Source organism: Micromonospora halophytica (assembly GCF_900090245.1).
Taxonomy (GTDB): domain Bacteria; phylum Actinomycetota; class Actinomycetes; order Mycobacteriales; family Micromonosporaceae; genus Micromonospora; species Micromonospora halophytica.
In genome coordinates, this window is sequence record NZ_FMDN01000031.1 from 1 (window position 1) to 26,841 (window position 26,841).

The following is a 26,841-nucleotide window of genomic DNA, read 5'->3' on the forward strand; positions in this document are numbered from 1 at the left end:
AGCCCGTACACCGTCTGCCAGGGTCCGTAGCACTCCGGCACGTCCCGCCACGGCGATCCGACCCTGGTCCGCCACCTGATCCCATCAATGAGCAGCCGTTTACTCCATGTCGGCGGCCGACCCGGCCTCTTGCCCGTGCGCAGCAACGGCTCCAGCGCCGCCCACTGCGCGTCGGTCAGGTCGTGCCGCCTCGTTGCCGCTACGCTGGCCACGAGGTCTCCGGTGTTCAGGTCTTCTTGGTCGAAGAACCATCTACCGGAGACCTCACCGACTATCGATCACCGACACGCCGGATCGATCAAGCCCGGACAGTCAACCCTGCCCACTTCTGAAACACGGCCTAGTGGGCTCTGCGCCGCCTCTGCGGAACTTCGGAGGCGGCGCAGGCAATCAGGTCAGCAGTTCAGCGTCTCGTCCTTGACGGCCCGGATGAAGGCAGCCCAACTGTTCGGCTCGAAGGCGAGGGTCGGGCCGGTCGGGTCCTTGCTGTCGCGGAGCCCGACGACGCCGGGGAGGTTGTCGGTCACCTCGACGCAGTTGCCGGAGCCGTTGCTGCGGGTGCTCTTGCGCCAGGTCATCGTGGTCTGGTTGACCTCTTCCACCCGCGCCGTCCTCTCATGGCTCGTCTATCGCCCCCTGGATCAGGTCGCGCGACTTGCGGGCGCTGGCCGCTGTGGCGACCAGGTGCTCGAAGACGCGGCTGTACTCCCTGACCTGTTGGCCTTCGAGGTAGAGGCTACCCGCGCGGGTCTCGACGTAGACGACCCCCGGATCGGCCGGCTCGGGGAAGGTCAGCACGCTGAAGGCGCTGCCCATCGATCCGTACTCGCCTGCGCCGAAGGTCAGGATCTGGATGGTGCGGCCGGGCCGGTCCGCCTCCTCTGCCAGCCGCCGCAACTGTGCCGCGAACGTCGCTGCGCCGCCGACCGGCCGTCGCAGGGCTGCCTCGTCCAGTACCACCCAGAGCTTCGGCGGGGTGTCGGAGTTCTGGCGGCGCATCCGCAGCTCCACCCGCCGATCGACCTCGTCGCTGGGCGCGTCCGGGTGCTCGGCGCGGATCACGGCGCGGGCGTAGTCGGCGGTCTGGAGCAGCCCGGGAATCAGTTGCGGCTCGAAGGCCCGGATCTCGGACGCCTCGGCCTCCAGTCTGACGTAGACCTCGAACCAGTCCGGCAGGACGTCGTCGTACGCCTGCCACCAGCCGCGCTTGCGGGCGTCGCGAGCCACCTGGACGAGTGCGTCGATCTCCTCGCCCTCGACGCCGTACAGCTCAAGGAGGCCACGGGCGACCGGCGGCATGACGGAGACCTGAGCGTTCTCGATGCGGCTGATCGCCGACTTCGAGATGCCCACCTCCTTGGCGGCCTGGTCGGCGGTCATGCCGGTCTGCTCGCGGAGGCGACGAAGCGCGGCGGCCAGGCGTCGACGTCGGACGGTCGGACTTCCAGTCATGCCGGACAGTGTGGCGGAACCGGACGTGCTTCGCAACGACACACTCTCGAATCGGGAGTTGCGCAAAGGGTGTAGTTCGCTGCACGATGGGTGAGCGGCTGGATCGTCTGAGCTACCAGAATCGCCGATCCACGCTGCTCGCTGCGCCCTGCTGCCGTACCGCTGATCGAAGGCTGCGGTGGTAGGTGCCGGGGTGGGTCCGTCGGTGCGGGGCGGGCCGGTGGGCCTGCCCCTTCCACAGTTCGATCTCGACGGTGAGAGGCAGGTCCTGTCATGCGCGTCTTTTTCCGGCGTGCCCGGCGTCGCCAGCGGTCGGTCCTCGGGCCGACCTGCTACCGCTCGGCGGCCTATCATCCGCTGCGGCCCTGGCAGGTGCGCGAGCGCCGGTTCCGGCCCACCCCGCTCGGTCGGCGTGGGCTCGACCCGGGTGAGGTGGAGGAGTTCCTCGATCGGGTGGCCGGGGACCTGGCCGTCGTCTACGACGCGCTCGCCCAGAGTCGCCGGGAGACCGAGCGGGTCGAGGACGCGCTGCGCCGTTGGCAGTCGGAGCAGGCCCGGGCCCGCAACGAGCGGGGGTGCGAGCGGTGAGCGGGCGGTGGGTCATCCACCTGCCGGTGGTCGCCAACGACCTGCTCTCCGCGCAGCGGCTGGCCCGGGTGGTGGCGCACTGGACGCACGTCCTGCCGCAGACCGAGCCGGGCGGCACCACCGTCTCGGCCGAGGACGACCAGAACGTACGCCACTGGGCCTTCTGTGACCGGATGATGCCCGGGGGCCTGCGCTGCCTGCTGCGACCCGAGCACGACGGCGCGTGTTCCCGGCGTTTCCGCTGGCGGTGACCGCGGCACGGGTCCGCACTCTGTGCGGGGGCGGCTCACTGATCGGCATCCGCAAAGGTCGCGGCTATGACGATCGCGCCATGGCCGAGCGTCGCGAGCGCTCTCCGTCATGATTTCGTTACGCTGAAACACCATCCTCGGTCATTGATATTCATCACCCTCGTTTGCCTGTTTTCTGCCTTGTTGTACGTGAAGCCGCCCTCGTAACCTGAGCGCGCTCGGGTTCGACGGGGGAGCGGCGAATGAAACTGCAGATCCGGCTTCTGGGCAGCATGGAGCTGTGCGTGGACGACCAGGTCGTCACGCCGGGCGCGGCCAAGCGGCGGGCCCTCCTCGCCGGCCTGGCGATAGAGGCGAACCAGGCGGTCTCTCTGCAACAGTTGACCGGCATGGTGTGGTCCGACGCTCCGCCGGCATCAGCGGTGGCGAACCTGCGTTCCCACGCCGCCGGCCTGCGCCGGGCGTTGGGCGACCGGGTGGTCTCCCGCCCCAACGCGTACGAGCTGCGGTTGGCGCCGCACGAGCTGGACGTCACCGAGTTCCACCGGTTGGCGGGAGAGGGGCGAGCCCTGCTCACCACGGCCGACCCCGCCAGCGCCGTCACCACCCTCACCGCGGCGCTCTCGCATTGGCGCGGGGCTTCGGGTGACGGACTGCCTCGGGGCACCGCGCTGGACAGCCGGTGGGCGAGCCTCGACGAGCAGCGGCTCCAGGTGTTCGAGGAACTCGCCGAGGCGCGGCTGGCCGCTGGCGAGCACGGGCAGCTCCTGCCGCAGCTCCGCGTACACCTTGCCGCGCACCCGCTGCGCGAGCGGGCCTGGGGGCAGCTCATGCTCGCTCTCTACCGCTGCGGGGACGTCCCGGCGGCGCTGACGGTGTATCGGGACGCCCGGACCGTCCTGGACGAGGAGCTCGGCATCGAGCCGGGCGAGGACCTGGCCAACCTGCACCGCGCGATGCTGGACCGGGCTGCGGACCTGGCGTACACCCCGCCGGCCGTCCCGGTCACGACGACGACCGTGCCGCCCGCGCCGCCGGGCGACGCGCTGACCCCTGCGGCGCTGCCCACCGGGAGCGTCGGCTGGACCGTCCCCCGCGAGCTGCCGGCGGACCTGGTCACCTACGTCGGCCGCGCCCGGGAGACCGCCGCCGTGGTCACGGCCCTCAGCGGTACGTCGCCGGCGACGGTGGTCGTCACCGGCGCCTTCGGCAGCGGCAAGACCGCCCTGGCGGTACGCGCCGCGCACACCGTCGCGAGCGCCTTTCCGGACGGGCAGGTCTTCGTCGACCTCGGCCACCAGCGCTCCGCAAGCCCGGGCGAGGTGCTGGCGCGGGTGCTGCGTGCGCTCGGGGTCGCCCCCGCCGGCGTACCGGAGAGCACCGACGAGCGGGCCGGTTGGTTCCGGTCGCTGGTCGCCGGACGACGGTTGCTGTTGGTCGTCGACGGTGTCACCCGGGCCGCCCAGGTGCGACCGCTGCTCCCGGCCGGGCCCGGGCCGGCCCTCCTGGTGGTCGGCCAGTCCCGGCTGAGCAGCCTGGACGGCGTACGGCAGGTGACGCTGTGTCCGCTGGCTGCCGCCGAGGCGCGTGAACTGCTCGGCACGCTCGCCGGCCCGCAGCGGCTGGTCGCCGACGCGTCGGCCACCGCTGAACTGGTCCGTCTCTGCGCCGGTTCGGTGCTCGCCCTGCGCATCGCCGGCATGCGTCTGGCGGCCCGGCCGGACAGGTCGGTGCAGGCCATGATCGATCAGCTCGCCGACGGGCGGGAGCAGTTGGACCTGCTGGACTACGAGGACCTGTCGGTGCGGGCCAGCCTTGCGACCGTCGTGGCTGCGGTCCGTGCCGAGGACGAGGTGGCCGGGCAGCTCCTGACGCTGCTCGGCGCGGCCCCCGACGCCCCGCTCCAGCCCGACCGGGCGGCCCGGCAGCTCGGCGTATCTGCCCCGCGGCTGCGTCGCGCCCTGGACGATCTGGTCGAAACGCACCTGGTCCGCCGCGACGAGCCCGGCCGGTACCGGCTGCCCGGGCTGGTCCGCGAGTACGCCGCGGAACTGACCGCGGCGTCGCCCGCTGCGGCGCAGCTGTTGACCGGTCGGCCGGTGGCTCCACGGGCAGCCTGACCGGCTGCCGCCCGGTGCGTCGGTGTCAGGAGACCTCGCCCCGGACGATCGCCACCGCCACCCGGCAGAACTCGTCCATGTCCGGGCTGAATCCGGCGGCGATGTCGGGGTGCAGGCCCGAGCGGGTCTCGTCCAGCAACCGCTGGCAGACCTGCTCGACCGGCTCGCCGGCGTAGCTGGCGCGGACCCGGTCCGTGGCCGCCTGCAAAGCCGAGGTCAGCTGGTCCTCCAGCGGGACGCGCAGCTTCTGCTGCACAGGGTCGAGCCCGCGAGGGTCCAACGTGACATGTGGCTCCGACATCGGCGCTCCCTTCGTCGGCGTCCGCGATACCCGATCGCGGGCGACGGTCAAACCGCGACCGGTACGGCGGCCACCCGCACCTGGTACGAGAAGTCCTCCGCGGGCTCCTCGATGTACGACAGCCGCCGGATCTGCCGGTCGTCGTCGTAGAGCGCGACGTCGACCAGGACGCCGAGGTGGGCCAGCCCGATGTTGGCGACCCGCTTCTTGTCCTGGAGCACCGCGCACACCCCGCCGAGCAGGGTGCTGGCGTCCGAGGTGCGGTGCCCCGGCGGGCAGCGCAGGGTCAGGTCGACCTCGACCGGCCCGGACAGCGGCGTCCAGCCGGTGCGCTGGGCCGCGGCGCAGGCCGCCTGGAGCAGGGCGCGGACCCTCGTCGCCTGCCGGTGCCCGGCGGCGAAGATGGACAGCGCCTCGGTCTTGACCGGTGGCAGGCCGCTCACCTCGAACGTCAGGGCGAGAGCGCGGGTGTCCTGCACGACGGCACCTCCTCGTTGGAGACGATCCTGCCCAACCGGTGGACCGACGGTGGCAGTTCGCGCGAGAACCAACCGATCGGGCGGGCGGGGGTCGGCCGGAGGCGTATCGACTTCGACGGCGACGCGCTGGCGGGGGAGCTCACCTGACGCTAGTCCACCGGGCGGGCGCAGGGTAACCCCGTCGCGTCCACCTGACGGGACGCCGGTCAGATCGTGGGGCGCGGGCGGAAGGCGCAGAACTCGTTGCCCTCCGGGTCGGCCAGCACCCACCAGCCGATCCGCTCGTCCGGCTCGCGCAGCAGCGTCGCGCCGGCCGAGATCAGCGCGGTGACGTCCGGCCCGGTCAGCTCGACGTCCCAGTGCACCCGGTTCTTCACCCGCTTGCGCTCCGGCACCGGGTCGAACACCCAGCGCTCCCAGGGAAAGCCGGCGGCGCCGGTGACCGACGCGCGCCCCTCTTCGGCGGTCTCCACCGAGCCACCGGTCACGCCGGCCCACCACCTCGCCTGGGCGACGGGGTCGGCGCTCTCCACCACCAGGCGGAAGACGCCGGGCCGGGCGTCCTCGCGGCGGGCGAAGGCGCAGAACTGGTTGCCCTCCGGGTCGACCAGGACCCACCAGTCGATCTCGGTGTCCGGCTCGCGGACCAGTCGCGCGCCGGCGGCCGACAGCCCCTGCGGACCGCTGTCGGCCAACCGGAGGTCCAGGTGCACCCGGGTCCTACCGGTCCGGGGCTCGGGCACCCGGTTCACCCAGATCGACTCGGCGGACGAGCGGGCGGCGCGCGGGTCGATCCGGGCGTCCCCGTCGCCGGTGTCGACGAGGTCGCCGTCGAGCAGGTGGGCCCAGAACCCGCCGAGCGCGCGGGGGTCGGCGGCGTCCATGCACAGGTCCTTGAAGCGCGCGATCACCGCCTCATCATGCCGGCCGGGGACGCCGCCGCGCCGTCCCGCGCGAACCGGCCCGCCGCACGCACCGTCCCTCGGAGCCCCGGGTCTCGACCCTTGGCCCGGCTCCCGACCCTCGGGTCCGACCCCGGCCTCCGCCGCCCGGTGGTGATCCTCCGATGACCCACCGCTCGGCGGTGATCCACACCGCAGCGGCGACTGTCGGTCCGGTCTCGTGTCGCCAGGTTTCGCGACTTCGCAGGTCGGGCAGTGTAGGCGCACGAAACGTCCGGGCCAGGGATTTCCGCAACCTGATCCTCCCGGAAACGTTCCGCCGTGCGCCGGGGCGCGGGTGACTCCCCCGGTCCATCGCCGAGGAGAGGGGCAGGGCGATGACGAGGCACCCCGAAACGACTCGACATCGGCGCCGGCCGGCTGTGCGGGTCGGCGCTGCCGCGGCCGCGCTGGCGTTGCTGGCGCCACTGGCCGCGTGCGGCTCCGGTGACGAGGGCGGCACGCCCACCATCAACCTGTACTACCCGCCCGAGCAGAACCTGCAGAAGGTGGTCGACGACTGCAACGCCCAGGCGCAGGGCCGCTACGAGATCGCCTACCGGGTGCTGCCCCGGCAGGCCGACGACCAGCGGGTGCAGCTGGTCCGCCGACTCGCCGCCGAGGACAGCGGCATGGACGTGCTCGGCCTGGACGTCACCTGGACCCAGGAGTTCGCCAGCGCGGACTGGATCCGCGAGTGGACCGGCCAGGACAAGGCCGAGGTGGAACAGGGGACGCTCACCGGCCCGCTGGACACCGCCCGTTATGAGGGCCGGCCCTACGGCGCACCGAAGAACACAAACGTCCAGCTGCTCTGGTACCGCACCGACCTGGTGCCGGAGCCGCCGAAGACCTGGGACGACATGATCAAGGCCGCCCAGGACCTCAAGGGGCAGGGCAAGCCGTACCAGGTGCTCACCATGGGTGCCCAGTACGAGGGCCTGGTCGTCCTCTACAACACCCTGGCCGAGAGCGCCGGCGGGAAGATCCTCAGCGACGACGGCAAGCAGGCCGTCATGGACGCCGGCACCGTGAAGGCGCTCGACCAGCTCAAGCGCTTCGCCACGTCGGGCGTGACGTCGCCGTCGTTCAGCAACGCCACCGAGGACCCGGTCCGGCTGGAGTTCCAGTCCGGCGACGGCGCCTTCCAGGTCAACTGGCCCTTCGTCTACCCGGCGTTGCAGGAGGCCGACCCGGCACTGGCCGAGAAGGTCAAGTGGGCGCGGGTGCCGGGCATCGACCCGAACACCCCGAGCAAGGTCACCATCGGCGGAGTCAACCTGGCCGTCAGCGCCTACTCGAAGCACCCGACGGAATCCTTCGAGGCGGCCAGGTGTATCCGCAACGAGAAGAACCAGAAGTTCTCCGCGATCAACGACGGCGTGCCGCCGACCATCGAGAAGGTCTACGACGACCCGGAGATGACCGAGGCGTACCCGATGAAGGAGACCATCCTGGAGGAGCTGAAGGACCCGGCGGTCCGGCCGCTGACCCCGGCGTACCAGAGCATCTCCACGGTGATGTCGGCGATCCTGTCGCCGCCCTCGGCGATCGAGCCGGAGCGGACCGCCGACGAACTGCGTCAGGCCATCGCCGACGCGCTGGAGTCGAAGGGGGTCCTGCCGTGACCACGCCGACCCACCGCCCCGTGCCGGGCGACCGCCCGGAGGTGACCGGATGAGCGTCAACGCCACACCGGCCGGCGCGCAGGTGAGCGCCGAGGCCGAACGCCCCACCGGCCGGCACGCCACCGTGCCCGCGCAGCGGGCCACCCGCCGGGCCAAGAGCCCGCTGAGCGGGAACAAGAAGGCCGAACGGCGGCTGGGCTGGCTGCTCTGCGCCCCGGCCGCGCTGGTGATGGTGCTGGTCACCGCGTACCCGATCATCTATTCGGTCTGGTTGTCGTTGCAGCGTTTCGACCTGCGCTTCCCCGACCAGCGCGAGTTCATCGGGCTGGAGAACTACGTCACCGTGCTCACCAACGAGTTCTGGTGGACCGCGTTCGGCGTGACCATGCTGATCACGGTGGTCACCGTCGCGGTCGAGTTGGCGCTCGGCATGGGGTTGGCGTTGATCATGCACCGGACCCTGGTCGGCCGGGGCATCGTCCGCACTGCGGCGCTGATCCCGTACGGCATCGTCACGGTCGTCGCCGCGTTCTCCTGGCGGTACGCCTGGACGCCCGGCACCGGCTACCTGGCCAACCTCTTCTCCGACGGGGCGCCGCTGACCGAGCGGGCCAGTTCGCTGGCGATCATCATGCTGGCGGAGATCTGGAAGACCACGCCGTTCATGGCGCTGCTGCTGATGGCCGGCCTGGCGCTGGTGCCGGAGGACCTGCTCAAGGCCGCCTCCACCGACGGCGCCACCGCCTGGCAGCGGTTCACCAAGGTGATGCTGCCGGTGATGAAGCCGGCGATCCTGGTCGCGCTGCTGTTCCGCACCCTGGACGCGTTCCGGGTCTTCGACAACATCTTCGTGCTCACCGCGGGCGGCAACGAGACCTCCTCGGTGTCGATGCTCGCCTACAACAACCTGATCCGGGGCCTCAACCTCGGCATCGGGTCGACGATGTCGGTGCTGATCTTCCTCACCGTGGCGATCATCGCCTTCGTCTTCGTGAAGCTGTTCGGTACCGCTGCCCCGGGCAGCGACGACTCCGAGAGGCGCTGACATGTCAGTCGAAACCACCACGCGGGCGAAGGTGCGCTGGGGACTGCTGGACGTCATCGTCGTCGTCTTCGCCCTGATCCCGGTGCTCTGGATCGCCTCGCTGTCGTTCAAGACCCCGGCCACCCTCACCGACGGGAAGTTCTGGCCCCGGGAGTGGACGCTGGACAACTACCGGACGATCTTCTCCACCGACCAGTTCGTCCGGGCCCTGGTCAACTCCATCGGCATCGCCCTGATCGCCACCCTGATCGCGGTGGTGCTCGGCGCGATGGCCGCGTACGCGATCAGTCGGCTGGACTTCCCCGGCAAGCGGCTGCTGGTCGGCGTGTCCCTGCTGATCGCCATGTTCCCGCAGGTGTCGCTGGTGTCACCGCTGTTCGAGATCGAGCGGCAGCTCGGCCTCTTCGACACCTGGCCGGGCCTGATCCTGCCGTACATCACCTTCGCCCTGCCGCTGGCGATCTACACGCTGTCGGCGTTCTTCAAGCAGATCCCGTGGGACCTGGAGAAGGCGGCGAAGATGGACGGCGCCACCCAGGGCCAGGCGTTCCGGCGGGTCATCGCCCCGCTGGCCGCGCCGGGGCTGTTCACCACGGCGATCCTGGTCTTCATCTTCTGCTGGAACGACTTCCTGTTCGCCATCACACTCACCTCGACCGAGCGGGCCCGTACGGTGCCGGTGGCGTTGTCGTTCTTCACCGGCGAGTCGCAGTTCGAGGACCCCACCGGGGCGATCTGCGCCGCCGCCGTGGTGATCACGATCCCGATCATCCTGTTCGTGCTCTTCTTCCAGCGCCGCATCGTCTCCGGTCTGACCTCCGGCGCAGTCAAGGGATAGGTGACAACAATGGCTGACATCGTGCTGGACAAGGTGAGCAAGCGGTTCCCGGACGGCACCGTGGCGGTGCAGGACGTCGACCTGGAGATCGCCGACGGCGAGTTCGTCATCCTGGTCGGCCCGTCGGGCTGCGGCAAGTCGACCACCCTCAACATGATCGCCGGGCTGGAGGACATCAGCTCCGGTGAGCTGCGCATCGGCGGGCAGCGGGTCAACGACAAGGCCCCCCGGGACCGTGACATCGCCATGGTGTTCCAGTCGTACGCGCTCTACCCGAACATGACGGTGCGGGAGAACGTGGCCTTCCCGCTGCGGCTGGCGAAGATGGACAAGGCGACCATCGACACCAAGGTCGAGGAGGCGGCGAAGGTCCTGGAGCTGACTCCGTTGCTGGACCGCAAGCCGGCCAACCTCTCCGGCGGCCAGCGGCAGCGGGTGGCGATGGGGCGGGCGATCGTCCGGCAACCCAAGGCGTTCCTGATGGACGAGCCGCTGTCCAACCTGGACGCCAAGCTGCGGGTGCAGATGCGCACCGTGGTGTCCCGCCTGCAGAAGCAGCTCGGCACCACCACCGTCTACGTGACCCACGACCAGACCGAGGCGATGACCCTCGGCGATCGCGTGGTCATCATGCGGGGCGGCGCGGTGCAGCAGGTCGGCCCGCCGCAGGAGCTGTACGACCACCCCCGCAACCTCTTCGTCGCCGGCTTCATCGGCTCCCCGTCGATGAACTTCCTGCACGCCGCGGTGGAGGACGGCAAGCTGCGTACGGCGCTGGGTGACGTGCCGATCGGCGAGCGGATCCGCCGGGAGCTGGACTCCGCCGACGCGCCCCGCGAGCTGATCCTCGGCATCCGTCCCGAGCACTTCGAGGACGCCGAGCTGATCGACGACGACACCCGCCGCAGGGGCATGGAGTTCGAGGCGCCGGTGGACATCGTCGAGTCGATGGGCTCGGACAAGTACGTCTACTTCACCGTCGAGGGGGAGCGGGCCAGCGCCGCCGAGCTGGAGGAGTTGGCGGCCGACGCCGGCGCCGACTTCAGCGGCGGGGGAGCGAGCCTGGTGACCCGGCTGTCGGCCGAGTCACCGGTGCGGGAGGGACAGCACCGGCGGGTCTGGTTCAACCTGGAGAAGATCCACCTGTTCGACCCGACCAGCGGGCGCAACCTGACCCTGAACGAGGGCCGGTCGTCGGGCGCGCTCGCCGACTGACCGCGCGTCACTCGAGGGGCCGGCCCGCCACCGGCCCCTCGTCGTTCCGCGCACCGCGCGCTGCCCGGGGAGCGCTGATGCACGCCGCCCCGGCACCGACCACGGTCACCGTCGGCGCGACGGATGCTCAGGCCGGCCAGGTCAGCTTCAGCGGCAGGCCGACGAAGCGGGCGTACCCGGTCAACGCCGCCTCGACCGGTGCCCGGTCGACGTCGGCCAGCGGGTGGACCGTCACGGTGACGCGGGTCTTGCCGAGGGTCCGCTTCCACGTCCCGACCACCCGGCCGGCACGTACGACGGTGGACTGGAACACGCCGTTGCCGCCCGGGATCACGGCCTGCTTGTGCGCGGGGTCGAGCATCAGCGCCCGGTCCTTGTAGCCCAGCAGGTACTCGTCGAAGCCGGGCGGCGTCAGCACGTCGTCCAGCGGCTGCCGGGGGGCGTCGAGCAGGGCCGGGTCGAGCACGGCCTCCGTCTCGCCCACCCGTACCGTGGCCAGGCCGTCGCCGGCGACGGCGATGCCCCGCCTGGCGTCGGCCGCGGTCAGCCCCGTCCAGCCGGCGAAGTCCTGCCGGGTGGACGGCCCGTGGCTGCGGAAGTAGCGCAGCGCGAGGATGCCCAGGGCCTCGTCCCGTTCGGGCCGGTGCGGGTCGGGGGCCCACTCGTCGAGCAGCGCGAAGGTCTGCTCGGTGCCGACGTGCGGGGCGATGCAGGTGACGCCGCGCTGGCTGGCGTACCAGAGCAGGTGGTAGCCGCGCTGGCCGGTGGTCCCGATGCCGGCGGCGGCGAGCGTGGCCAGGCACTCGGCGCGGGTCAGCCGGCCACCGCCGGCCAGCGCCGTGCCGAGCACGTCCGCCGCCCGGTCGACCTCCGCCTCGGTCAGGCCCAGCGCCGCCCGACGGGCCTGCACGCCGGCCAGCGCCCGCACGCCGGTCACCGCCAGCATCCACCGGGCGTCGCGCGGGGGCACCAGGTGCACGGTGCCCCGCATCGGCCAGGTGCGCAGCGCCTCCCGCCGCTCCAGCGCCTCGTGCACGTCGGCGGCGGTGGCCCCGGGCAGCCGTACGCCCAGAGACCACATCCCGCTCGCCACGTCCTGGGCCTGCATGGCCCCGAACCACTGCACCACGCCGGCCACCGTGCTCGGCCGGCCACGGGGGTGCTCGCGTAGCAGCAGACTGGTCATCCGCAACGCCAGCGCCTCACCGTCGGTCAACCGCACGTCCACGCCGTCGCCCTCTCCTCCGTGGAGGGCCAGCATAGGAGGCGGCACCGACACCGTCGGGCGGCGTCACCACCCCCGGACCGGCCGCGCCGGGGCGAACGGGCACGACCGGCGGGCGGCTCCGACCTTCCTTCTCCGGCCGCACGGCAGCCGGGCGGGCGGGCCGACGGCCCACCCGCCCGGCGTTCGTGGCCGGTCAGCGGCGTCGGCGCGCCCGCTCGGGCACGTCGGCGTCGACCATCTCCCGCCGCACCTGGCTGTCGATGGGCTGCTCCTCGACCACCTCGTCCTTGGTCAGCCGGACCCGCTCGACCGGGATCTGCTCCTTGCCGATCACCGCACGCTCGGCGCGCAGCTCCATCTCCCGCTGCTCGTCGCCGATGTCGGCCCGGGCGTCACCCCGGTTCGCCGCGGTGATCGGCTCGCGCACCACGCTGACCTCGTCGTGCTCGACCGGCACGGTCGTGTGCACGTCCTCGGTGACCACGTGCTTGCGCAGCCGGGCAGTGCCCGCCGGCTCGCTCTCGGTGCCGACCCGCAGCCGCTCCTCCGACCGGGTCAGTTCCGGTGAGCCCGGCATCCGCTGCGGCGGACGCTCCTGCTGCTGGAGCTGGTAGTGCCGGTAGAGCTGGGCCAGCTGGTCGGCGTCGAGCGGCTGCTCGGTGCCCGACTCGACGGCCGGTGCGCTGCGCACCGTCGCCTTGTCGTACGGCACCTTCAGCCGGCCCTCGGCCATCCCGGCTCCGACCAGTGGCGCCATGGACTCGTGGTGGCCCATCACGCCCGTCTTGACACTGACCCAGGTCGGCTCGCCGGCGGCGTCGGCCCAGACCTGGCCCACACTGCCGATCTTCGCACCCGAGCGGTCCTGGACATCCTGTCCGTACAGCGAACGGATCTGCTGTTCGGTCAGTCGCATGGTTCGTCCTTCCTCTCGTGGGTCACGACGTGGCTACCCGACCGGGGCGAGCAGCATTCGGCCGGGCCGCCACGGATAGCAGTGGCGGCGTCCACCAGCGGGGGACGGGGATGCATGAGCGCCGGTGCCGGGGGAATGCGCCGCACGCGACCGACGCGACGAATGTGAGGTACGAGATGACCGCGTCCAGTGAACCGGCCCGGGGTGGCCGGGTCCGACCGATGAACGCCGGCACCCCGGCCAAGACCAGCGCCGCCGCCACCTTCGCCCTGGTGTTCGGGGTGGCCGCGCTGTTCAGCGTGCTGACCGCCATCCTGGCCTGGATCGGCCTGGTGCTGGGCATCATCGGGGTGATCCTGGGGATCGTCGGGCTGAAGATGAGCCGTCGTCCCGGGGTGACCGGTCGCGGGGTGGCCATCGGCGGGCTGGTGCTCAGCGCGCTGGCGGTGCTGCTCGGGCTGGCCCTGGCCGCCGGGATCACCACGTTCGTGAACAACGAGGGTGCGGTGGACCGCCTCCAGCAGCGGGTCGACGACCTGCGCGACAAGCTCAACGAGTGAGCGGTACCGGGCCGTCGACCCGCTGGCGGAGCCCCCCAGCCGAAGAACGGGCCCCCTGATCGCGCTACGCCCGCCGCTTCACGGGCGGAGCGCGATCCCCCGTTCAGGTTCGTCGGGATGTCGCGGCGGTCCCGCGCCGCCGACACCTGTGGGAACAGGATCCCGGCCGGCGAAGGCCGTGGCACCGCCGTGGCACGGAACTTGCGGAAATCTTGAGCTGCCCCGAGCATGCCGCAGCCGTCGTTTGACGTGGCAACTACCCGGGTAGTCGCCGGAGTTGACCCGAATCGAGGAGGACACGTCTGATGGACGGCCAGGTCAAGGTCGCGGTGATCTACTACAGCGCGACCGGTATCACCTACCAGATGGCGCAGGCCGCGTGCGAGGCCGCCGGTGAGGCGGGCGCCGAGGTCCGCCTGCGCAAGGTACGGGAGCTGGCGCCGGACGAGGCGATCCGCTCGAACGCGGGCTGGCACGCGCACCGCCTGGAGACCCAGGACGTCATGGAGGCCGAGGTCGACGACCTCGCCTGGGCCGACGTGGTGATCCTCGGCTCGCCGACCCGCTACGGCATGATCGCCGCGCAGCTCAAGCAGTTCATCGACACCACCGGCCCGCTGTGGGCCAACGGCGTGCTGGCGAACAAGGTCTACAGCGGCTTCACCTCCACCGCCACCGAGCACGGTGGGCAGGAGTCCACCCTGCTGTCGCTGTTCACGATCTTCTACCACTGGGGCGGCGTGGTGGTGACCCCCGGCTACACGGACCCGAGCCAGTTCGTCGCCGGCAACCCGTACGGCGCGTCGCACACCAGCAACAACGGCGAGATCCCCCCGGACCACAAGGCGCTGGGCGCGACCGCGCTGACCGCGAAGCGGGCGGTGCAGATGGGCGCGGCCCTCAAGCGGGGTCTCGCCGCAGGCTGACCGTTGGCGGGTGACCGGCGGACCGGGCGAGGGCTCTCGACCCGCCCGGCTCCACCGGTCGCCGCCACCCCTACCCGCGATCCGGCGAACCGTGCGCGGTCAGCGCCGGATGCGCCAGCAGATGCCCGAGCAGGTCCGCCAGCACGGCCAACCCGTCACGGCTCAGCACCGACTCCGGGTGGAACTGCACCCCGGCGAAGCCCGCGCCGCGCAGCGCGTGCACCGCCCCGTCCGCCGGGTCGCGGGACAGCTCCACCGGCCCGTACGGGGTGCCGACCCGGTCGGCGTCGGCCAGCGCGGTGAAGGTGGAGTAGAAGCCCACCCGCCGGGGCGTGCCGAAGACCCGCACGTCCCGCTGCAACCCCTGGTACGGCGCCTCGCGGCGGTGCAACGGCAGGCCCAGCAGGCCGGCGAGGATCTGGTGCCCGAGGCAGACCGCCAGCGTCGGCAGGCCGGCGGTCAGCCGGTCGGTCACCAGCTCGCGCAGCGCCGCCATCTTCGGCCCGGTCACCGCCCGCGGATCGCCCGGCCCGGGGCCGACCACGACCAGGTCGTACCGGTCCAGCGGGCCGGGCTTCCGCCACGGGCGGACCTCGACGGCGAGCCCGAGCGCGCCGAGCTGGTGGGCCAGCATCCCGGTGAAGGTGTCCTCACCGTCGACGATCAACGCCCGTCGGCCGGCCAGCCCCGGCAGGACGGTGGCCCCGGGCGCCCGCTGGTCGAGCCAGAACCGGGCCAGCGGCGTGTTCCGCTCGGCGAGGACCGCGCGTACCTCGGGGTCGTCGGCGAGGCGTACCGCCGGGTCGGGGCCCGACGCGGGCGCCTGCGGGCCCAACCCCAGCGCGGCCAGCACTCCGGCGGCCTTCGCGTGCGTCTCGGCCACCTCGCCGGCCGTCGTGGAGTGCCGCACCAGGGTCGCGCCCACCGGCACCCGCAGCTCGCCGGCGGGGGAGATCTCCGCCGTCCGGATGAGGATCGGCGCGTCCAGCGTCTGCCTGCCCTCGGCGTCACGGCCCAGCAGGGCCAGCACCCCCGAGTAGTAGCGACGGCCGGTGCGTTCGTGCCGGGCGATCACCCGGCAGGCGTTCTGCATCGGGCTGCCGGTGACGGTCGGGGCGAACATCGTCTCCCGCAGCACCTCCCGGACGTCCCGGGTGCCCCGCCCGGCGAGCAGGTACTCGGTGTGTGCGAGGTGCGCCATCTCCTTCAGGTACGGCCCCACCACCTGGCCGCCGTGCTCGGCGACGGTGGCCATCATCTTCAGCTCCTCGTCGAGGACCATGTACAGCTCCTCGACCTCCTTGGGATCCCGCAGGAAGCGCAGCAGCGCGTCCCGGTCGGCGGCCGCGCCGGTGTGCCGGAACGTTCCGCTGATCGGGTTCATCATGACCAGGCCGTCGTCGACGCTGACGTGTCGTTCCGGGCTCGCGCCGACCAGGATCCGGGTGCCGGTGTGCACCAGGAACGTCCAGTACGCGCCCCGCTCGGCGAGCAGCAGCCGACGCAACGCCGCCAGCCCCGCCCCCAGCGGCGCGCCCTGCACCGTGGCGCGCAGGGTGCGGTGGATGACGAAGTTCGCCCCCTCGCCGCGGCCGATCTCCTCGGCGAGGACCCGCTCGACGGTACGGGCGTACTCGTCGTCGGCGACGTCGAAGGCGGCGCCGATGGTGACCACCGGGGCGTCGGGCAGCGCGGCGAGCGCGTCGGCGAGGGCGATCCGGGCGTGCCCCGCTATCTCCAGGTACTCCAGTGGCGTGCCGTCGTCGACGCAGTCGAAGCCACGTTCGGTGATCTGCCGGTACGGCACCAGGGCCAGCGTCCGCGCGCCGGCCGGGCCGTCCGGCAGCGGCAGGTCGGCGAGCCGGTCGGCGACGCGTACCGTGCCGGTGAAGAGGTCGACGTGGTCGGCGCCCTCACGGCGGACGAGCGCGAACGGGCCGGGGTCGGCACCCTGGGCGAGGACGGCGAGCAGGTCGTGCGGGCGGATCATCAGGGTCTCCTCCGGGGCTGTACGCCGCCCGGCGGGGGCGGCCCGGGAGCCGGGGAGAGACCGGCGGCCGCCTCGTCGGGCGGCCGCGTGGAAGCTACGCGCGGAAGGTGGCCGCCGGGTCGGCGGGCCACCAGCAGGACAGATGCGCGGGCATGCCGCCACCATACGGGGACCGCGCGGGTGCGGGTAGCCGTTCCCACTCCGTGGCGGGGGGTACGCCGACGGCCGATCATGGCGTCGCCACTCCCGCCTTTGGGTACCGTGACCCGCGATGAACATTCTCGCTCTCGACCTCGGCACCTCCTCGGTGCGCGGGCTGGTGCTCGACGCCGACGCGGACCCGCTGCCGGGCGCCCTGGCCCGCCGTAAGGTGCGCGTCCACGTGACCGACGACGGCGCGGGGACCCTCGACAGCGCGGGCTACCTGGCCTGCCTGGCCGGGTGCCTGGACGAACTGGCCGAGGGCGGGCACCTGCGGGACGTGGAGCTGGTCACCGTCTCCGCCCAGTGGCACTCGGTGGTGCCGCTCGACGCCGCGGGCGCCCCGCTCGGGCCGGTGCTCACCTGGCTGGACACCCGGCCCGGGCCGCCCGCCGGGGCCGCCGGCCCGGCCGATCCGGCGGCCTTCCACCGGCGTACCGGCACCTGGTGGCACCGCTGCTACTGGTCGGTGCGGCTGCCCTGGCTGCGCGAGCGCGTCCCGGCCGCCCGCTTCGTCGGCCTGGTGGAGTACGCGTTGGGCGAGCTGCTCGACTCCGCGCCGATGTCGGTGTCGATGGCCTCCGGCACCGGGCTGCTCGATCTGCGCACGATGGACTGGGACGCCGAGGCCTGCGAGCTGGCCGGCGTCCGCCGGGGGGAGTTGCCCGAGCTGGCGCCGATGGACTGGCGCGGCCGGCTGCGCCCGGAGCACGCCCGCCGCTGGCCCCAGCTGGCGCGCGCCCGCTGGGCCGCCCCGGTGGGCGACGGCGCCGCCTCCAACGTGGGCTCCGGCTGCGTCGATCCGCGTCGCGTCGCGGTCACCGTGGGCACCTCCGCCGCGGTACGGCTGGTGCAGCGTGTCCCGGCCGGGGCCGAGCCACCGCCGTTGCCGGATCGGCTCTGGCGGTACCGGGTGGACCACGAGCACGTGGTGACCGGGGCGGCCTACTCCAGCGGCGGCAACCTGTTCGCCTGGGCCAACCGGGAACTGCGGCTGCCGCAGGGGGCGCGGCTGCAGGCCGCGCTGGCCCGCGTACCGCCGGACGGCCCGGTGGTCGCGAACCCGCGCCTGGGCGGCGACCGCCCACCGGGTCTCGCCCCGGCGGGCGCGGGCGAGCTGCACGGGCTCGGTTTCTCCACCTCCGCGGTGGAGATCCTGGCCGGCCTGATGAGCGGGCTGTGCCGGATGGTCGCCGACGACCTGACCGTGTTGGAGTCCGTCGTGGACGCCCCGGTCGAGGTGGTGCTGGGCGGTGGTGCGGTGACGGCGTCCGGGTGGTGGCGCTCCGCGTTCGCGGCGGCGCTCGCGCCGCGGCCCGTGCGGCACCGTTCGGAGTCGGAGATCGGGGCGACCGGAGCGGCGCTGGTGGCGCTCGGTCGCGTGGCCGAGGCGGAGCGGCTCGCCGGCGCCGGCCGGACGGCGGAGGTCGTCTCCCCAGCTCTGCCGCCCCCTGCCGGCACCCCGTCCTGAGGGGTTGCCCCCGCGGGCCGTTGACACAGCTCGCGGGCCTGGTTGGATGGACCCCGCTCCCCGGCGAGGGGAAGTCGGGCGGGACCGAGGAGGCAGGCGTGGGCGCAGGTCCCGACGCGACCGGCGGCGAGCAGCCCGGTGTGCGGGCCGAGGTAGGGGTCGCCCCCCACCGGCAGCGGTCGCCGTTCCGGCTGCGGGACTGGCGGATGCGCACGAAGCTGGCCACCGTGCTGGTGATCCCGTCCGTGGCCTTCCTGGTGCTGGCCGGGGTGCAGACCACGACGCTGGTGGGGCGGACGACCGCGCTGAGCGACTTCGCCCAGCAGGTCGGCATCGGGCGGCAGATCACCGTCCTGGTGGACCGGATCCAGCAGGAACGCGACCGGACGGCGGGTGAGCTGGCCGAGCTGCGCCGGGACGGGCTCGCCTCGGACCGGGCGGCGTCGGCGCTGGCGTTGCGGCCGTTCCAGGATGCCACCGACGCGGCGGTCACCGAGCTGCGCCGGGCCGCCGAGCCGCTGGCCGACGCCGACGCCTCGTGGCGGATCGGCTACGGCGAGGTGCTGGAGGCGTACGACCAGGTCCGCTACATCCGGGCGGCGATCCTGCCGGCGGTGCTCAACAACGACACGATCCTGAGCAACTACCACCGGGCCGCCGAGGCGCTGCTCAACCTGCTGGCCGAGCCGTCGCCGGGCGAGGGCCAGCCGGAGCTGACCGACGCCGTGCTGCGCTACGTGCAGCTGGCCCGGGTCAAGGAGCTGTCGTCCCGGGTGCGTGCCGAGCTCTATGCCGCCGCCCGGGCCGGCCGGTACGACCTGGACGACCAGGTCACCCTCACCGACCTGCGGGCCCAGCAGCTCTCCGCGCTGGGCGCGTTCCGGGTCGCCGCGACCACCGGGCAGATCCAGCTGTACGACCGGACCTCGGTCGACCCGGCGTTCGTCGCCGCGACGAAGCTGGAGGAGCGGAGTCTCGCCGGGGGTGGCGCCCGACCGGCGGTGCTGCCCGCGCAGCAGTGGTGGGACGCCAGCGCGGCGCGACAGGAGCTGCTGCGCGGGATCGAGGCCAGGGTGCTCGACGACGCGGTGGCCCGGGCCGACGACGTCAGCGGGGAGCAGCTGCGGACCACCCTGCTCGTGGTGGGCGGCATCCTGGTCGTGCTGGGGCTGGCCGTGCTGCTCGCCCTGCTGATCGGCCGTTCCATCGCGAACTCCATGCAGTTGCTGCGCGGGCAGGCGCTGCGGATCGCCCATCTCGAGCTCCCGCACGCCCTGGAGCGGCTGCGCCTGATCCAGGGCGGCGTGCCCACGATCGACGTGGCGCCCCCGGTGGTCTCCTCGCTCGACGAGATCGGCGAGCTGGCCGAGGCGTTCGTCGCGGTGCACCGTAGCGCGGTCAGCGTCGCCGTCGAGCAGGCGGAGACCCGGCGCAACGTCAACGCGATGTTCGTCAACCTGGCCCGGCGTAGCCAGGTGCTGGTGGAACGGCAGCTGGAGCTGCTGGACGACCTGGAGCGGGAGGAGGCCGACCCGGACCAGTTGGAGAACCTGTTCAAGCTCGACCACCTGGCCGCCCGGATGCGCCGTAACGACGAGAGCCTGCTGGTGCTGGCCGGCACCGAGTCCACCCGGCGGTGGAACCGCCCGATCGGGCTCGGCGCGGTGTTCCTCGCGGCCAGCGCGGAGATCGAGCAGTACCAGCGGGTCCGCCACGACGTGGTGGCCGACCTGCACGTCGTCGGCCACGCGGTCGGCGAGTTGGTGCACCTGTTCGCCGAGCTGCTGGAGAACGCCACGTCCTTCTCCCGCCCGGACACCGTGGTCCAGGTCACCGCCCGCCGGGAGGGCCCCGGCGCCCTGGTGGAGATCGTCGACCAGGGGCTCGGGATGAGCCCGGCCGCCCTGAAGGCCGCCAACGAGGTGCTGGCCACGCCGCCGGCCGCGGACGTGGCAGCCTCCGAGCGGATGGGTCTCTTCGTGGTCAGCCACCTGGCCGCCCGGCACGGGGTGCGGGTGCACCTCTCCGGCGGGGCGGGGGGACTGGTGGCCCGGGTCCTGCTCCCGCCGGTGCTGCTGGCCCCGGCCGCCGCGCCGGAGCTGGACCCGCCGGCGTCGCAGCGGATGCTCGCTGCGGCCGGCAGTGGCACGACCCGGCGGCGCACCCTGCCCCGGGCGGGCCGTGCGAACAGCGCCGCCGAGCTGCCGGTGGCCGGTCGCCGCCCCGACCCGACGCCCTTCGCGGGCCGTCCGGTGCCGCTGCGTGCCGAGGACGTGCTGAACCCGGCGCCCGCACCGTCCGCGCCGGCCCCGCCCGCGCCGGCCGGCGGCGGCTGGTGGTCCCGGCAGGGGCCGGCCCCGTCCTCGCCCGCCTCGACCGGGCAGGTGGCGCCCGAGCCCCCCGCGACGCCGGTGACCGGAGGAACCAACAGACAGGGGCTCCCGGTGCGGGTGCCGATGGCGCAGCTCTCCGCCGTCACCGAACCCGCCCGGGCGGCGGTCCCCGCTGCCCGTGAGGATCCGGATCCGGAGGCGGTCGGCGGAATGCTGTCGCGGCTGTACAGCGGCGTCCGCCAGGCGGAGGCCGAGGAGACCAGAGAGATATTCTTGCCGCCGGACGGCGTGGGCAGTGAAAGGGGACGACAGTGACGACGTTGAGCCAGGAGGCGCGCGACCTGAGCTGGCTGGTCACCGCGTTCGCCGAGCGGGTGCCGGGAGTCGCCCACGCGGTGGTGGTCTCGTCCGACGGGCTGCTGGTCGCCATCTCGGCGCACCTGCCGCGCGACCACGCCGACAAGCTCGCCGCGGTGACCTCCGGGCTGATGAGCATCACCGCCGGGGCCGCGCAGATGTTCGACGGCGACATCGTGAAGCAGACGGTCGTCGAGATGGGCCGCGGCTACTTCCTGGTCATGCAGATCCGGGACGGCTCGATCCTGGCCACCCTGGCCGGGGCCGAGGCCGACATCGGCGTGGTGGGCTACGAGATGGCCCGGCTGGCCAAGCAGGCCGGTGAGATGCTCACCCCGGCGCTGCGGGCCGAGTTGCAGCAGGCGCTGCCCCGCTGATCGACGCCGTCCGGCCCGCCGGACCGCCCCCACGCGGTCCGGCCGACCCGGGTGGTCCGTCGGCCGTTCAGAGCCCGTTGTCGCGGATCACGCCCCGGTACCAGTGCGCGCTGCGCTTGAGGACCCGGCGCTGGGTGGCGTAGTCCACGTAGACCAGCCCCCAGCGCTGGTCGTACCCCTGGTCCCACTCGAAGTTGTCGAGCAGGGACCAGACGTGGTAGCTCTCCAGCGGTACGCCCTCGGCGATGGCCCGGTGCGCGGCGGCGAAGTGGTCGCGCAGGAACGCGACCCGGCCGGCGTCGTCGACCGTGCCGTCGGGGCCGAGCACGTCCGGGCAGGGCAGGCCGTTCTCGGTGACGGTGATCGGGACGGGTCCGTAGTCGCGGGTGACCCGGGTCAGGACGTCGTACATCCCGTCCGGGTAGATCTGCTGCCAGTCGGCCTCGGAGGTCGACCAGCGCCGGGTGGTGGTGCCGTCGGCGGTCACGTAGATCGGGGTGTAGTACTGCACGGCGAGCAGGTCCACCGGGCTGGAGATGATTTCCAGGTCGCCGTCGGCGATGCCGCGCGCCAACCGGCTGCCCTCGCCGAGGTCGGCCAGCACGTCCGCCGGGTAGGCGCCGGTGAGGATCGGGTCCAGGTAGAGGCGGTTCTCGTACCCGTCGTAGAGCCGGGTGGCTGCGGCGGCGCCGGGGGTGTCGTCGGCGGGGTAGCAGGGGTGCAGGTTCAGCGCCGGGCCGATGCGGGCGTCCGAGTCGCCGGCGCGCAGCGCGCGGACCGCCAGGCCGTGGGCGAGCTGGAGGTGGTGGGCGACGAGGTACGCCGCCTCCGGGTCCTGCCGGCCGGGGGCGTGGTGGCCCCAGAGGTAGCCGTTCTGCACCACGGTCTTCGGCTCGTTGACGGTGAGCCAGACCGGCACCTGGTCACCCAGCCCTTGGAAGACGGCGTCGGCGTAGTCGGCGAAGCGGTACGCGGTGTCCCGGTTCTCCCAGCCTCCGGCGTCCTCCAACGACTGGGGCAGGTCCCAGTGGAAGAGGGTGACCATCGGGGCGATGCCGCGTTCGTGCAGGCCGTCGACGAGCCGCCGGTAGAAGTCGAGGCCCCGCTGGTTGGGTTGCCCGGTGCCGTCGGCCTGGATCCGGGGCCAGGAGATGGAGAACCGGTAGCTGCGCAGGCCGAGGTCGCGCATCAGGTCGAGGTCCTCGGCCCAGCGGTGGTAGTGGTCGGCGGCCACGTCGCCGGTGTCGCCGTTGCGGGTCCGGCCCGGCGTACGGCTGAAGGTGTCCCAGACCGACTCGCCCCGGCCGTCCTCCTTCGCGGCGCCCTCGATCTGGTACGCGGACGTGGCCGCGCCCCAACCGAAGTCGCGGGGAAAGCGCAGGCCGGGCGCGGCGGTGGCGTCCTGCGGGTCGACGTCCGGCCCGGTGGTGGTGTCGCAGCTCGTGGCCGGGGCCGCGGCCACGGCGGTGGTGACGGCGGGGGAGGGCCCGTCACCGGCCGTGGCGGTGGCGGAGAGCGCGGCGCGGCGGAGCAGTCGCCGTCGGGTGAGCATCGACATGGGCATTCTCCTCGGGTGCGGGCCACCCGACGGCCGGGAGCGCTCCCAAATCGGGCGCGTGGCGACCCGGCCGTCTCGTCGGGCGGACTGCCAGCCTAGAGGGGCCGGACCCGTGCGGGTGGCCGGGATGGGGGTGTGTGGAGGGGGTGGGGCCTGGCCGCTCGGCCGGGACCCCGACGGTGCGCAGATAGCGAGCGAGGCCGGCCGGGTGGCGCGCACGCCTGTCCCGTCGGCCTCTTTTCCCGTCGAGTACGGGGGTTTAGTGTGGGGACGGGGGAGGGCAACCCCCGTCCCCACCTTCGGTGCACACACGCACGTGTGGAATTGGCTGTCCGGCCGTGCGTGTCGCGCGGGAGCCGGGCCACGCGAGTGGCTCTGGTTCCACCTCCCTCCTGCTGGTGGGTGTCGGCTGACGACGGTGTCCGGGCTGGCCCGTCGTCAGCCCCTCGGGCTGTGCCCGTGGCCGATGACCACGGTCGATCCAAATAATTGCATCTCCGTCGATGGAAGCGCTCCCATCGGCGATGCTGCGACTGTAACGCCCGTCACCGCTTTGTGAAAGCCCCAAAACGAGATCGAAACATGGATCTGCGTTTGACCTGCGGTGTTGTTGTGGGAGCGCTTCCATGGCAGACTGTCGCAATCGCGACGCGGAGCCAGCTCGCGCGAGCGCGGGTCGCCGAGGGCATCCGGTTCTCCGGACGGCACCCGAGGAGACGGCACGCTGCCGCTGGGCAGCGCACGGCCGATCCGCACCGACCACCTTCCCGGCGCCTCCGTCCCCCCGCGAACCCTGCTGCGCGTGGAGGCGCCTCGCCGGCGGCCCGTACGGCCCCGGCCCGGTCCGAGGAGACACCGCGCACATGAGACTCATGGCAAGACGTCGCCGGTTGGCGATGCTCGCCGCCACCGCCCTCGCCGTCGGCGGGGTCACCCTGCCGGCCGGCGCCGCGCAGGCCGCCCCCGCCTGCGACGTGGTCTACGCGACCAACGACTGGGGCAGTGGCTTCACCGGCAACGTCACCATCAAGAACCTGGGCGACGCCGTCAACGGCTGGACGCTCAAGTGGACCTTCCCCAACACCAGCCAGCGCGTCACCCAGGGCTGGTCGGCCAGGTGGAGCCAGACCGGAAGCGAGGTGACCGCGACCAACGAGTCGTGGAACGGCAGCCTCGGCACCGGCGCCTCGACCAGCATCGGGTTCAACGGCGCCTACTCCGGCAGCAACCCGAAACCCACCGACTTCACCCTCAACGGTGTCGCCTGCAACGGCGCCCCGACCAACCAGCCGCCCACGGTCTCCCTCGGGGTGCCCGCCGGCCCGTTCGAGGCGCCGGCGGACGTGCCGCTGACCGCCACCGCCAGCGATCCGGACGGCACGATCAGCAAGGTCGAGTTCTACCGCAACGGTCTGCTGGTCAACACCGACACCACCGCGCCGTACGGCTACACCCTGGAGGACCTGCCGGCCGGCAGCTACACCGTCCAGGCCAAGGCGTACGACAACGCTAACGCCAGCGCGGTCGCCGAGAAGGCCTTCACGGTCAGCCCGGCCTCCGGCCCGGTGCTCGTGGCCACCCCGTCGGCGGTCAGTGTCACCGAGGGCGGCAGCTCCACGGTCAACCTCAAGCTGAGCGCCGCGCCGAGCGCCAACGTGACGGCGGCCCTGACCCGCACCGGCGACACCGACGTGACCGTCTCGCCGGCCTCCGTCACGCTGACCCCGAGCAACTGGAACACCGGCGTCAACGTCACGGTCGCGGCGGCGGAGGACTCCGACACCGTCGGCGGCACCGCCACCATCACGGCCTCGGCCACCGGGTTCGCCCCGCTGGCCATCACCGCCACCGAGATCGACAACGACACCCCCGGCGGCGACAACACCTACATCGCGCGCTTCCTCGATCAGTACGGCAAGATCAAGAACTCCGGGTACTTCAGCCCGGAGGGCGTGCCGTACCACTCGATCGAGACGCTGATCGTCGAGGCGCCCGACCACGGGCACGAGACCACCTCGGAGGCGTTCAGCTTCTGGCTCTGGCTGGAGGCCAACTACGGCCGGGTCACCCAGAACTGGGCCCCGTTCAACAACGCCTGGACGGTGATGGAGAAGTACATCATCCCGTCGCACGACGACCAGCCCACCGCCGGCGCCGCCGGCACCCCGCAGTACGCCGCGGAGCACCCGCTGCCCAGCGGGTACCCGTCGCAGCTGGAGCCCAACGTGTCGGTCGGCCAGGACCCGCTCCGCTCGGAGCTGCAGTCCACCTACGGCACCGGTGACATCTACGGCATGCACTGGCTGCTGGACGTCGACAACGTCTACGGCTACGGCCGTTGCGGCGACGGCACCACCCGGCCGGCGTACATCAACACCTTCCAGCGGGGCACCCAGGAGTCGGTCTGGGAGACCGTGCCGCAGCCGTCCTGCGACACCTTCGCGCACGGCGGCCCCAACGGCTACCTCGACCTGTTCATCAAGGAGTCGGGCACCCCGGCCAAGCAGTGGAAGTACACCAACGCCCCCGACGCCGACGCCCGCGCCGTGCAGGCCGCGTACTGGGCGATGACCTGGGCCAAGGCCCAGGGCAAGGAGGCCGACGTGGCGGCGACCGTCGCCAAGGCCGCCAAGATGGGTGACTACCTGCGCTACGCGATGTTCGACAAGTACTTCAAGAAGATCGGCAACTGCGTCGGCGCGTCCACCTGCCCGGCCGGCACCGGCAAGGACTCGGCGCACTACCTGATGTCCTGGTACTACGCCTGGGGCGGCGCGTACGAGACCAACCAGAACTGGTCGTGGCGCATCGGCTCCAGCCACAACCACTTCGGCTACCAGAACCCGTTCGCGGCCTGGGCGCTGACCAACGTCGCCGAGCTCAAGCCGAAGTCGCCGACCGCGGTCAGCGACTGGCAGAAGAGCCTCGACCGGCAGCTGGAGTTCTACACCTGGCTGCAGTCCGCCGAGGGCGGCATCGCCGGTGGCGCCACCAACAGCTGGGACGGCAGCTACGCCCAGCCGCCGGCCGGCACCGCCACCTTCTACGGCATGTTCTACGACGTCGACCCCGTCTACAACGACCCGCCGTCCAACCAGTGGTTCGGCATGCAGGCCTGGTCGATGCAGCGGATCGCCGAGCTCTACCTGGAGACCGGCAACGCCAAGGCCAAGGCGCTGCTCGACAAGTGGGTGCCGTGGGCCATCGCCAACACCACGCTGGGCGCCAACTGGTCCATCCCGTCGGACATGAAGTGGACCGGCCAGCCCAACAACTGGAACCCGACCGACCCGCAGCCGAACACCAACCTGCACGTCGAGGTGACGGTCAAGGGCCAGGACGTCGGCGTGGCCGCGGCCTACGCCCGGACGCTGATCGCGTACGCGGCCAAGTCCGGCGACGTGTCGGCGAAGAACACCGCCAAGGGCCTGCTGGACGCGCTGCACGCGGCCAGCGACGCCCAGGGCGTCTCGATGCCGGAGAAGCGCGGCGACTACAAGCGCTTCGACGACGTCTACGACGCCGCCACCGGCCAGGGCCTCTACATCCCGCCGGGCTGGACCGGCACGATGCCCAACGGCGACACCATCGCCGCCGGCAAGAGCTTCACCGACATCCGGTCGTTCTACAAGAACGACCCCGCCTGGCCGAAGGTCCAGGCGTACCTCGACGGTGGGCCGGAGCCGGTCTTCAACTACCACCGGTTCTGGGCGCAGGCCGACGTCGCCATGGCGTACGCCGACTACGGCCACCTGTTCCCGAACGGGTGAGGTGACCCCTCCGGGTGGGTGGCGCGGCGCCACCCACCCGGAGGCCGACCGGGCCCGGGGGAGCGGACCGCCCGGTCGGCGGGCGGCCTGATTCCCACGGTCAGGCCGGGGGTGGGTCGACCGTCCGGTCGACGCAGCGGATCGGGAGGCCCACCCCACCGTCCGCCGTTCCAGCCGTCGTGGAAAAAAGAGGGCGCCGTGGGATCACACGACGCCCCGCGACGGAGTACCGTGTTCCTCGGAGAGGCCGCTCCCCCCGTGGCGGCCTCTCCCTTTACGTTCCGACCCGCCCCGCT

23 protein-coding genes are annotated in these 26,841 nt (G+C 72.5%); 13 read left to right on the forward strand and 10 right to left on the reverse strand.

Annotation, left to right across the window (positions count from 1 at the left end):
* The 3 genes from GA0070560_RS26030 to GA0070560_RS26040 form a co-directional block, all read right to left on the reverse strand.
* The coding region (locus tag GA0070560_RS26030) for a transposase (protein WP_139131430.1) at positions 1-212 on the reverse strand (212 nt) is incomplete at its 3' end.
* 183 nt (positions 213-395) lie between these two features.
* Entirely contained in the window at positions 396-578 is a 183-nt protein-coding gene (locus GA0070560_RS26035) for a DUF397 domain-containing protein (protein ID WP_091302542.1), read from the reverse strand.
* A 37-nt stretch (positions 579-615) separates the two neighbouring features.
* A complete protein-coding gene (locus GA0070560_RS26040; RefSeq protein WP_091302474.1) occupies positions 616-1,452 on the reverse strand; it encodes a helix-turn-helix domain-containing protein in 837 nt (278 codons plus the stop codon).
* A gap of 273 nt (positions 1,453-1,725) precedes the next feature.
* Here GA0070560_RS26040 and GA0070560_RS26045 point away from each other — a divergent pair, with 273 nt between their 5' ends.
* The 3 genes from GA0070560_RS26045 (at position 1,726) to GA0070560_RS26055 (ending at position 4,411) form a co-directional block, all read left to right on the forward strand.
* Entirely contained in the window at positions 1,726-2,040 is a 315-nt protein-coding gene (locus GA0070560_RS26045) for a DivIVA domain-containing protein (protein ID WP_091302476.1), read from the forward strand.
* On the forward strand, positions 2,037-2,291 hold the full coding sequence (locus GA0070560_RS26050) for a hypothetical protein (protein ID WP_091302477.1): 255 nt from the start codon (positions 2,037-2,039) through the stop codon (positions 2,289-2,291). The genes GA0070560_RS26045 and GA0070560_RS26050 overlap by 4 nt, the downstream gene beginning before the upstream one ends.
* 242 nt (positions 2,292-2,533) lie before the next feature.
* Positions 2,534-4,411 (forward strand): AfsR/SARP family transcriptional regulator, encoded by a 1,878-nt coding sequence (locus GA0070560_RS26055; protein ID WP_091302479.1) that lies wholly within the window; start codon positions 2,534-2,536, stop codon positions 4,409-4,411.
* Between the two features lie 25 nt (positions 4,412-4,436).
* Here the strand turns inward: GA0070560_RS26055 and GA0070560_RS26060 are convergent, their stop codons facing one another.
* From GA0070560_RS26060 to GA0070560_RS26070, 3 genes are all read right to left on the reverse strand, one after another.
* Positions 4,437-4,712 (reverse strand): hypothetical protein, encoded by a 276-nt coding sequence (locus GA0070560_RS26060; protein ID WP_091302481.1) that lies wholly within the window; start codon positions 4,710-4,712, stop codon positions 4,437-4,439.
* 47 nt (positions 4,713-4,759) lie between these two features.
* Entirely contained in the window at positions 4,760-5,191 is a 432-nt protein-coding gene (locus GA0070560_RS26065; RefSeq protein ID WP_091302483.1) for a RusA family crossover junction endodeoxyribonuclease, read from the reverse strand.
* Between the two features lie 206 nt (positions 5,192-5,397).
* Positions 5,398-6,102, reverse strand: coding sequence for a VOC family protein (locus tag GA0070560_RS26070; RefSeq protein WP_091302485.1), 705 nt, complete (start codon positions 6,100-6,102; stop codon positions 5,398-5,400).
* Positions 6,103-6,470: 368 nt separating this feature from the next.
* Here GA0070560_RS26070 and GA0070560_RS26075 point away from each other — a divergent pair, with 368 nt between their 5' ends.
* From GA0070560_RS26075 to GA0070560_RS26090, 4 genes are read left to right on the forward strand one after another with little or no spacing between them, the layout of a single operon-like run.
* Positions 6,471-7,760 carry an ABC transporter substrate-binding protein gene (locus GA0070560_RS26075; protein WP_091302487.1) on the forward strand — a complete coding sequence of 430 codons (1,290 nt, stop codon included), beginning with the start codon at positions 6,471-6,473 and terminating at the stop codon, positions 7,758-7,760.
* 49 nt (positions 7,761-7,809) lie between these two features.
* Positions 7,810-8,805 carry a carbohydrate ABC transporter permease gene (locus GA0070560_RS26080; protein WP_091302489.1) on the forward strand — a complete coding sequence of 332 codons (996 nt, stop codon included), beginning with the start codon at positions 7,810-7,812 and terminating at the stop codon, positions 8,803-8,805.
* Between the two features lies 1 nt (position 8,806).
* Entirely contained in the window at positions 8,807-9,643 is an 837-nt protein-coding gene (locus tag GA0070560_RS26085) for a carbohydrate ABC transporter permease (RefSeq protein ID WP_091302491.1), read from the forward strand.
* A gap of 9 nt (positions 9,644-9,652) precedes the next feature.
* Positions 9,653-10,858: an ABC transporter ATP-binding protein gene (locus GA0070560_RS26090; protein ID WP_091302493.1), complete on the forward strand. Its 1,206-nt coding sequence runs from the start codon at positions 9,653-9,655 to the stop codon at positions 10,856-10,858.
* A 127-nt stretch (positions 10,859-10,985) separates the two neighbouring features.
* Here GA0070560_RS26090 and GA0070560_RS26095 read toward each other — a convergent pair whose 3' ends face one another.
* Together GA0070560_RS26095 and GA0070560_RS26100 are read right to left on the reverse strand one after the other, a co-directional pair.
* Positions 10,986-12,044: a winged helix DNA-binding domain-containing protein gene (locus GA0070560_RS26095; RefSeq protein WP_091302544.1), complete on the reverse strand. Its 1,059-nt coding sequence runs from the start codon at positions 12,042-12,044 to the stop codon at positions 10,986-10,988.
* Between the two features lie 235 nt (positions 12,045-12,279).
* Positions 12,280-13,002 (reverse strand): YsnF/AvaK domain-containing protein, encoded by a 723-nt coding sequence (locus GA0070560_RS26100; RefSeq protein WP_091302495.1) that lies wholly within the window; start codon positions 13,000-13,002, stop codon positions 12,280-12,282.
* Positions 13,003-13,178: 176 nt separating this feature from the next.
* Between GA0070560_RS26100 and GA0070560_RS26105 the strand changes: the two genes are divergently transcribed.
* Positions 13,179-13,562: a DUF4190 domain-containing protein gene (locus GA0070560_RS26105; RefSeq protein WP_091302497.1), complete on the forward strand. Its 384-nt coding sequence runs from the start codon at positions 13,179-13,181 to the stop codon at positions 13,560-13,562.
* Positions 13,563-13,867: 305 nt separating this feature from the next.
* A complete protein-coding gene (wrbA, locus tag GA0070560_RS26110; RefSeq protein ID WP_091302499.1) occupies positions 13,868-14,488 on the forward strand; it encodes an NAD(P)H:quinone oxidoreductase in 621 nt (206 codons plus the stop codon).
* 70 nt (positions 14,489-14,558) lie between these two features.
* On the opposite strand, the gene GA0070560_RS26115 is transcribed toward wrbA, so the two are convergent.
* Complete coding sequence (locus tag GA0070560_RS26115) at positions 14,559-16,478, reverse strand: anthranilate synthase family protein (protein ID WP_091302500.1); 1,920 nt, start codon at positions 16,476-16,478, stop codon at positions 14,559-14,561.
* Positions 16,479-16,749: 271 nt separating this feature from the next.
* Between GA0070560_RS26115 and GA0070560_RS26120 the strand changes: the two genes are divergently transcribed.
* The 3 genes from GA0070560_RS26120 to GA0070560_RS26130 all read left to right on the forward strand — a co-directional run bounded on the left by GA0070560_RS26120 (position 16,750) and on the right by GA0070560_RS26130 (position 21,217).
* Entirely contained in the window at positions 16,750-18,150 is a 1,401-nt protein-coding gene (locus GA0070560_RS26120) for an FGGY family carbohydrate kinase (protein ID WP_091302502.1), read from the forward strand.
* 98 nt (positions 18,151-18,248) lie between these two features.
* Positions 18,249-20,798, forward strand: coding sequence for a sensor histidine kinase (locus GA0070560_RS26125; RefSeq protein ID WP_091302505.1), 2,550 nt, complete (start codon positions 18,249-18,251; stop codon positions 20,796-20,798).
* Complete coding sequence (locus GA0070560_RS26130) at positions 20,795-21,217, forward strand: roadblock/LC7 domain-containing protein (RefSeq protein ID WP_091302507.1); 423 nt, start codon at positions 20,795-20,797, stop codon at positions 21,215-21,217. Before GA0070560_RS26125 ends, GA0070560_RS26130 begins: the two co-directional genes overlap by 4 nt.
* A 67-nt stretch (positions 21,218-21,284) precedes the next feature.
* Here GA0070560_RS26130 and GA0070560_RS26135 read toward each other — a convergent pair whose 3' ends face one another.
* A complete protein-coding gene (locus GA0070560_RS26135) occupies positions 21,285-22,775 on the reverse strand; it encodes a GH1 family beta-glucosidase (RefSeq protein ID WP_091302509.1) in 1,491 nt (496 codons plus the stop codon).
* Between the two features lie 872 nt (positions 22,776-23,647).
* Here GA0070560_RS26135 and GA0070560_RS26140 point away from each other — a divergent pair.
* Positions 23,648-26,545 carry a glycoside hydrolase family 48 protein gene (locus GA0070560_RS26140; RefSeq protein ID WP_170839593.1) on the forward strand — a complete coding sequence of 966 codons (2,898 nt, stop codon included), beginning with the start codon at positions 23,648-23,650 and terminating at the stop codon, positions 26,543-26,545.
* The last annotated feature ends 296 nt before the right edge of the window (positions 26,546-26,841 follow it).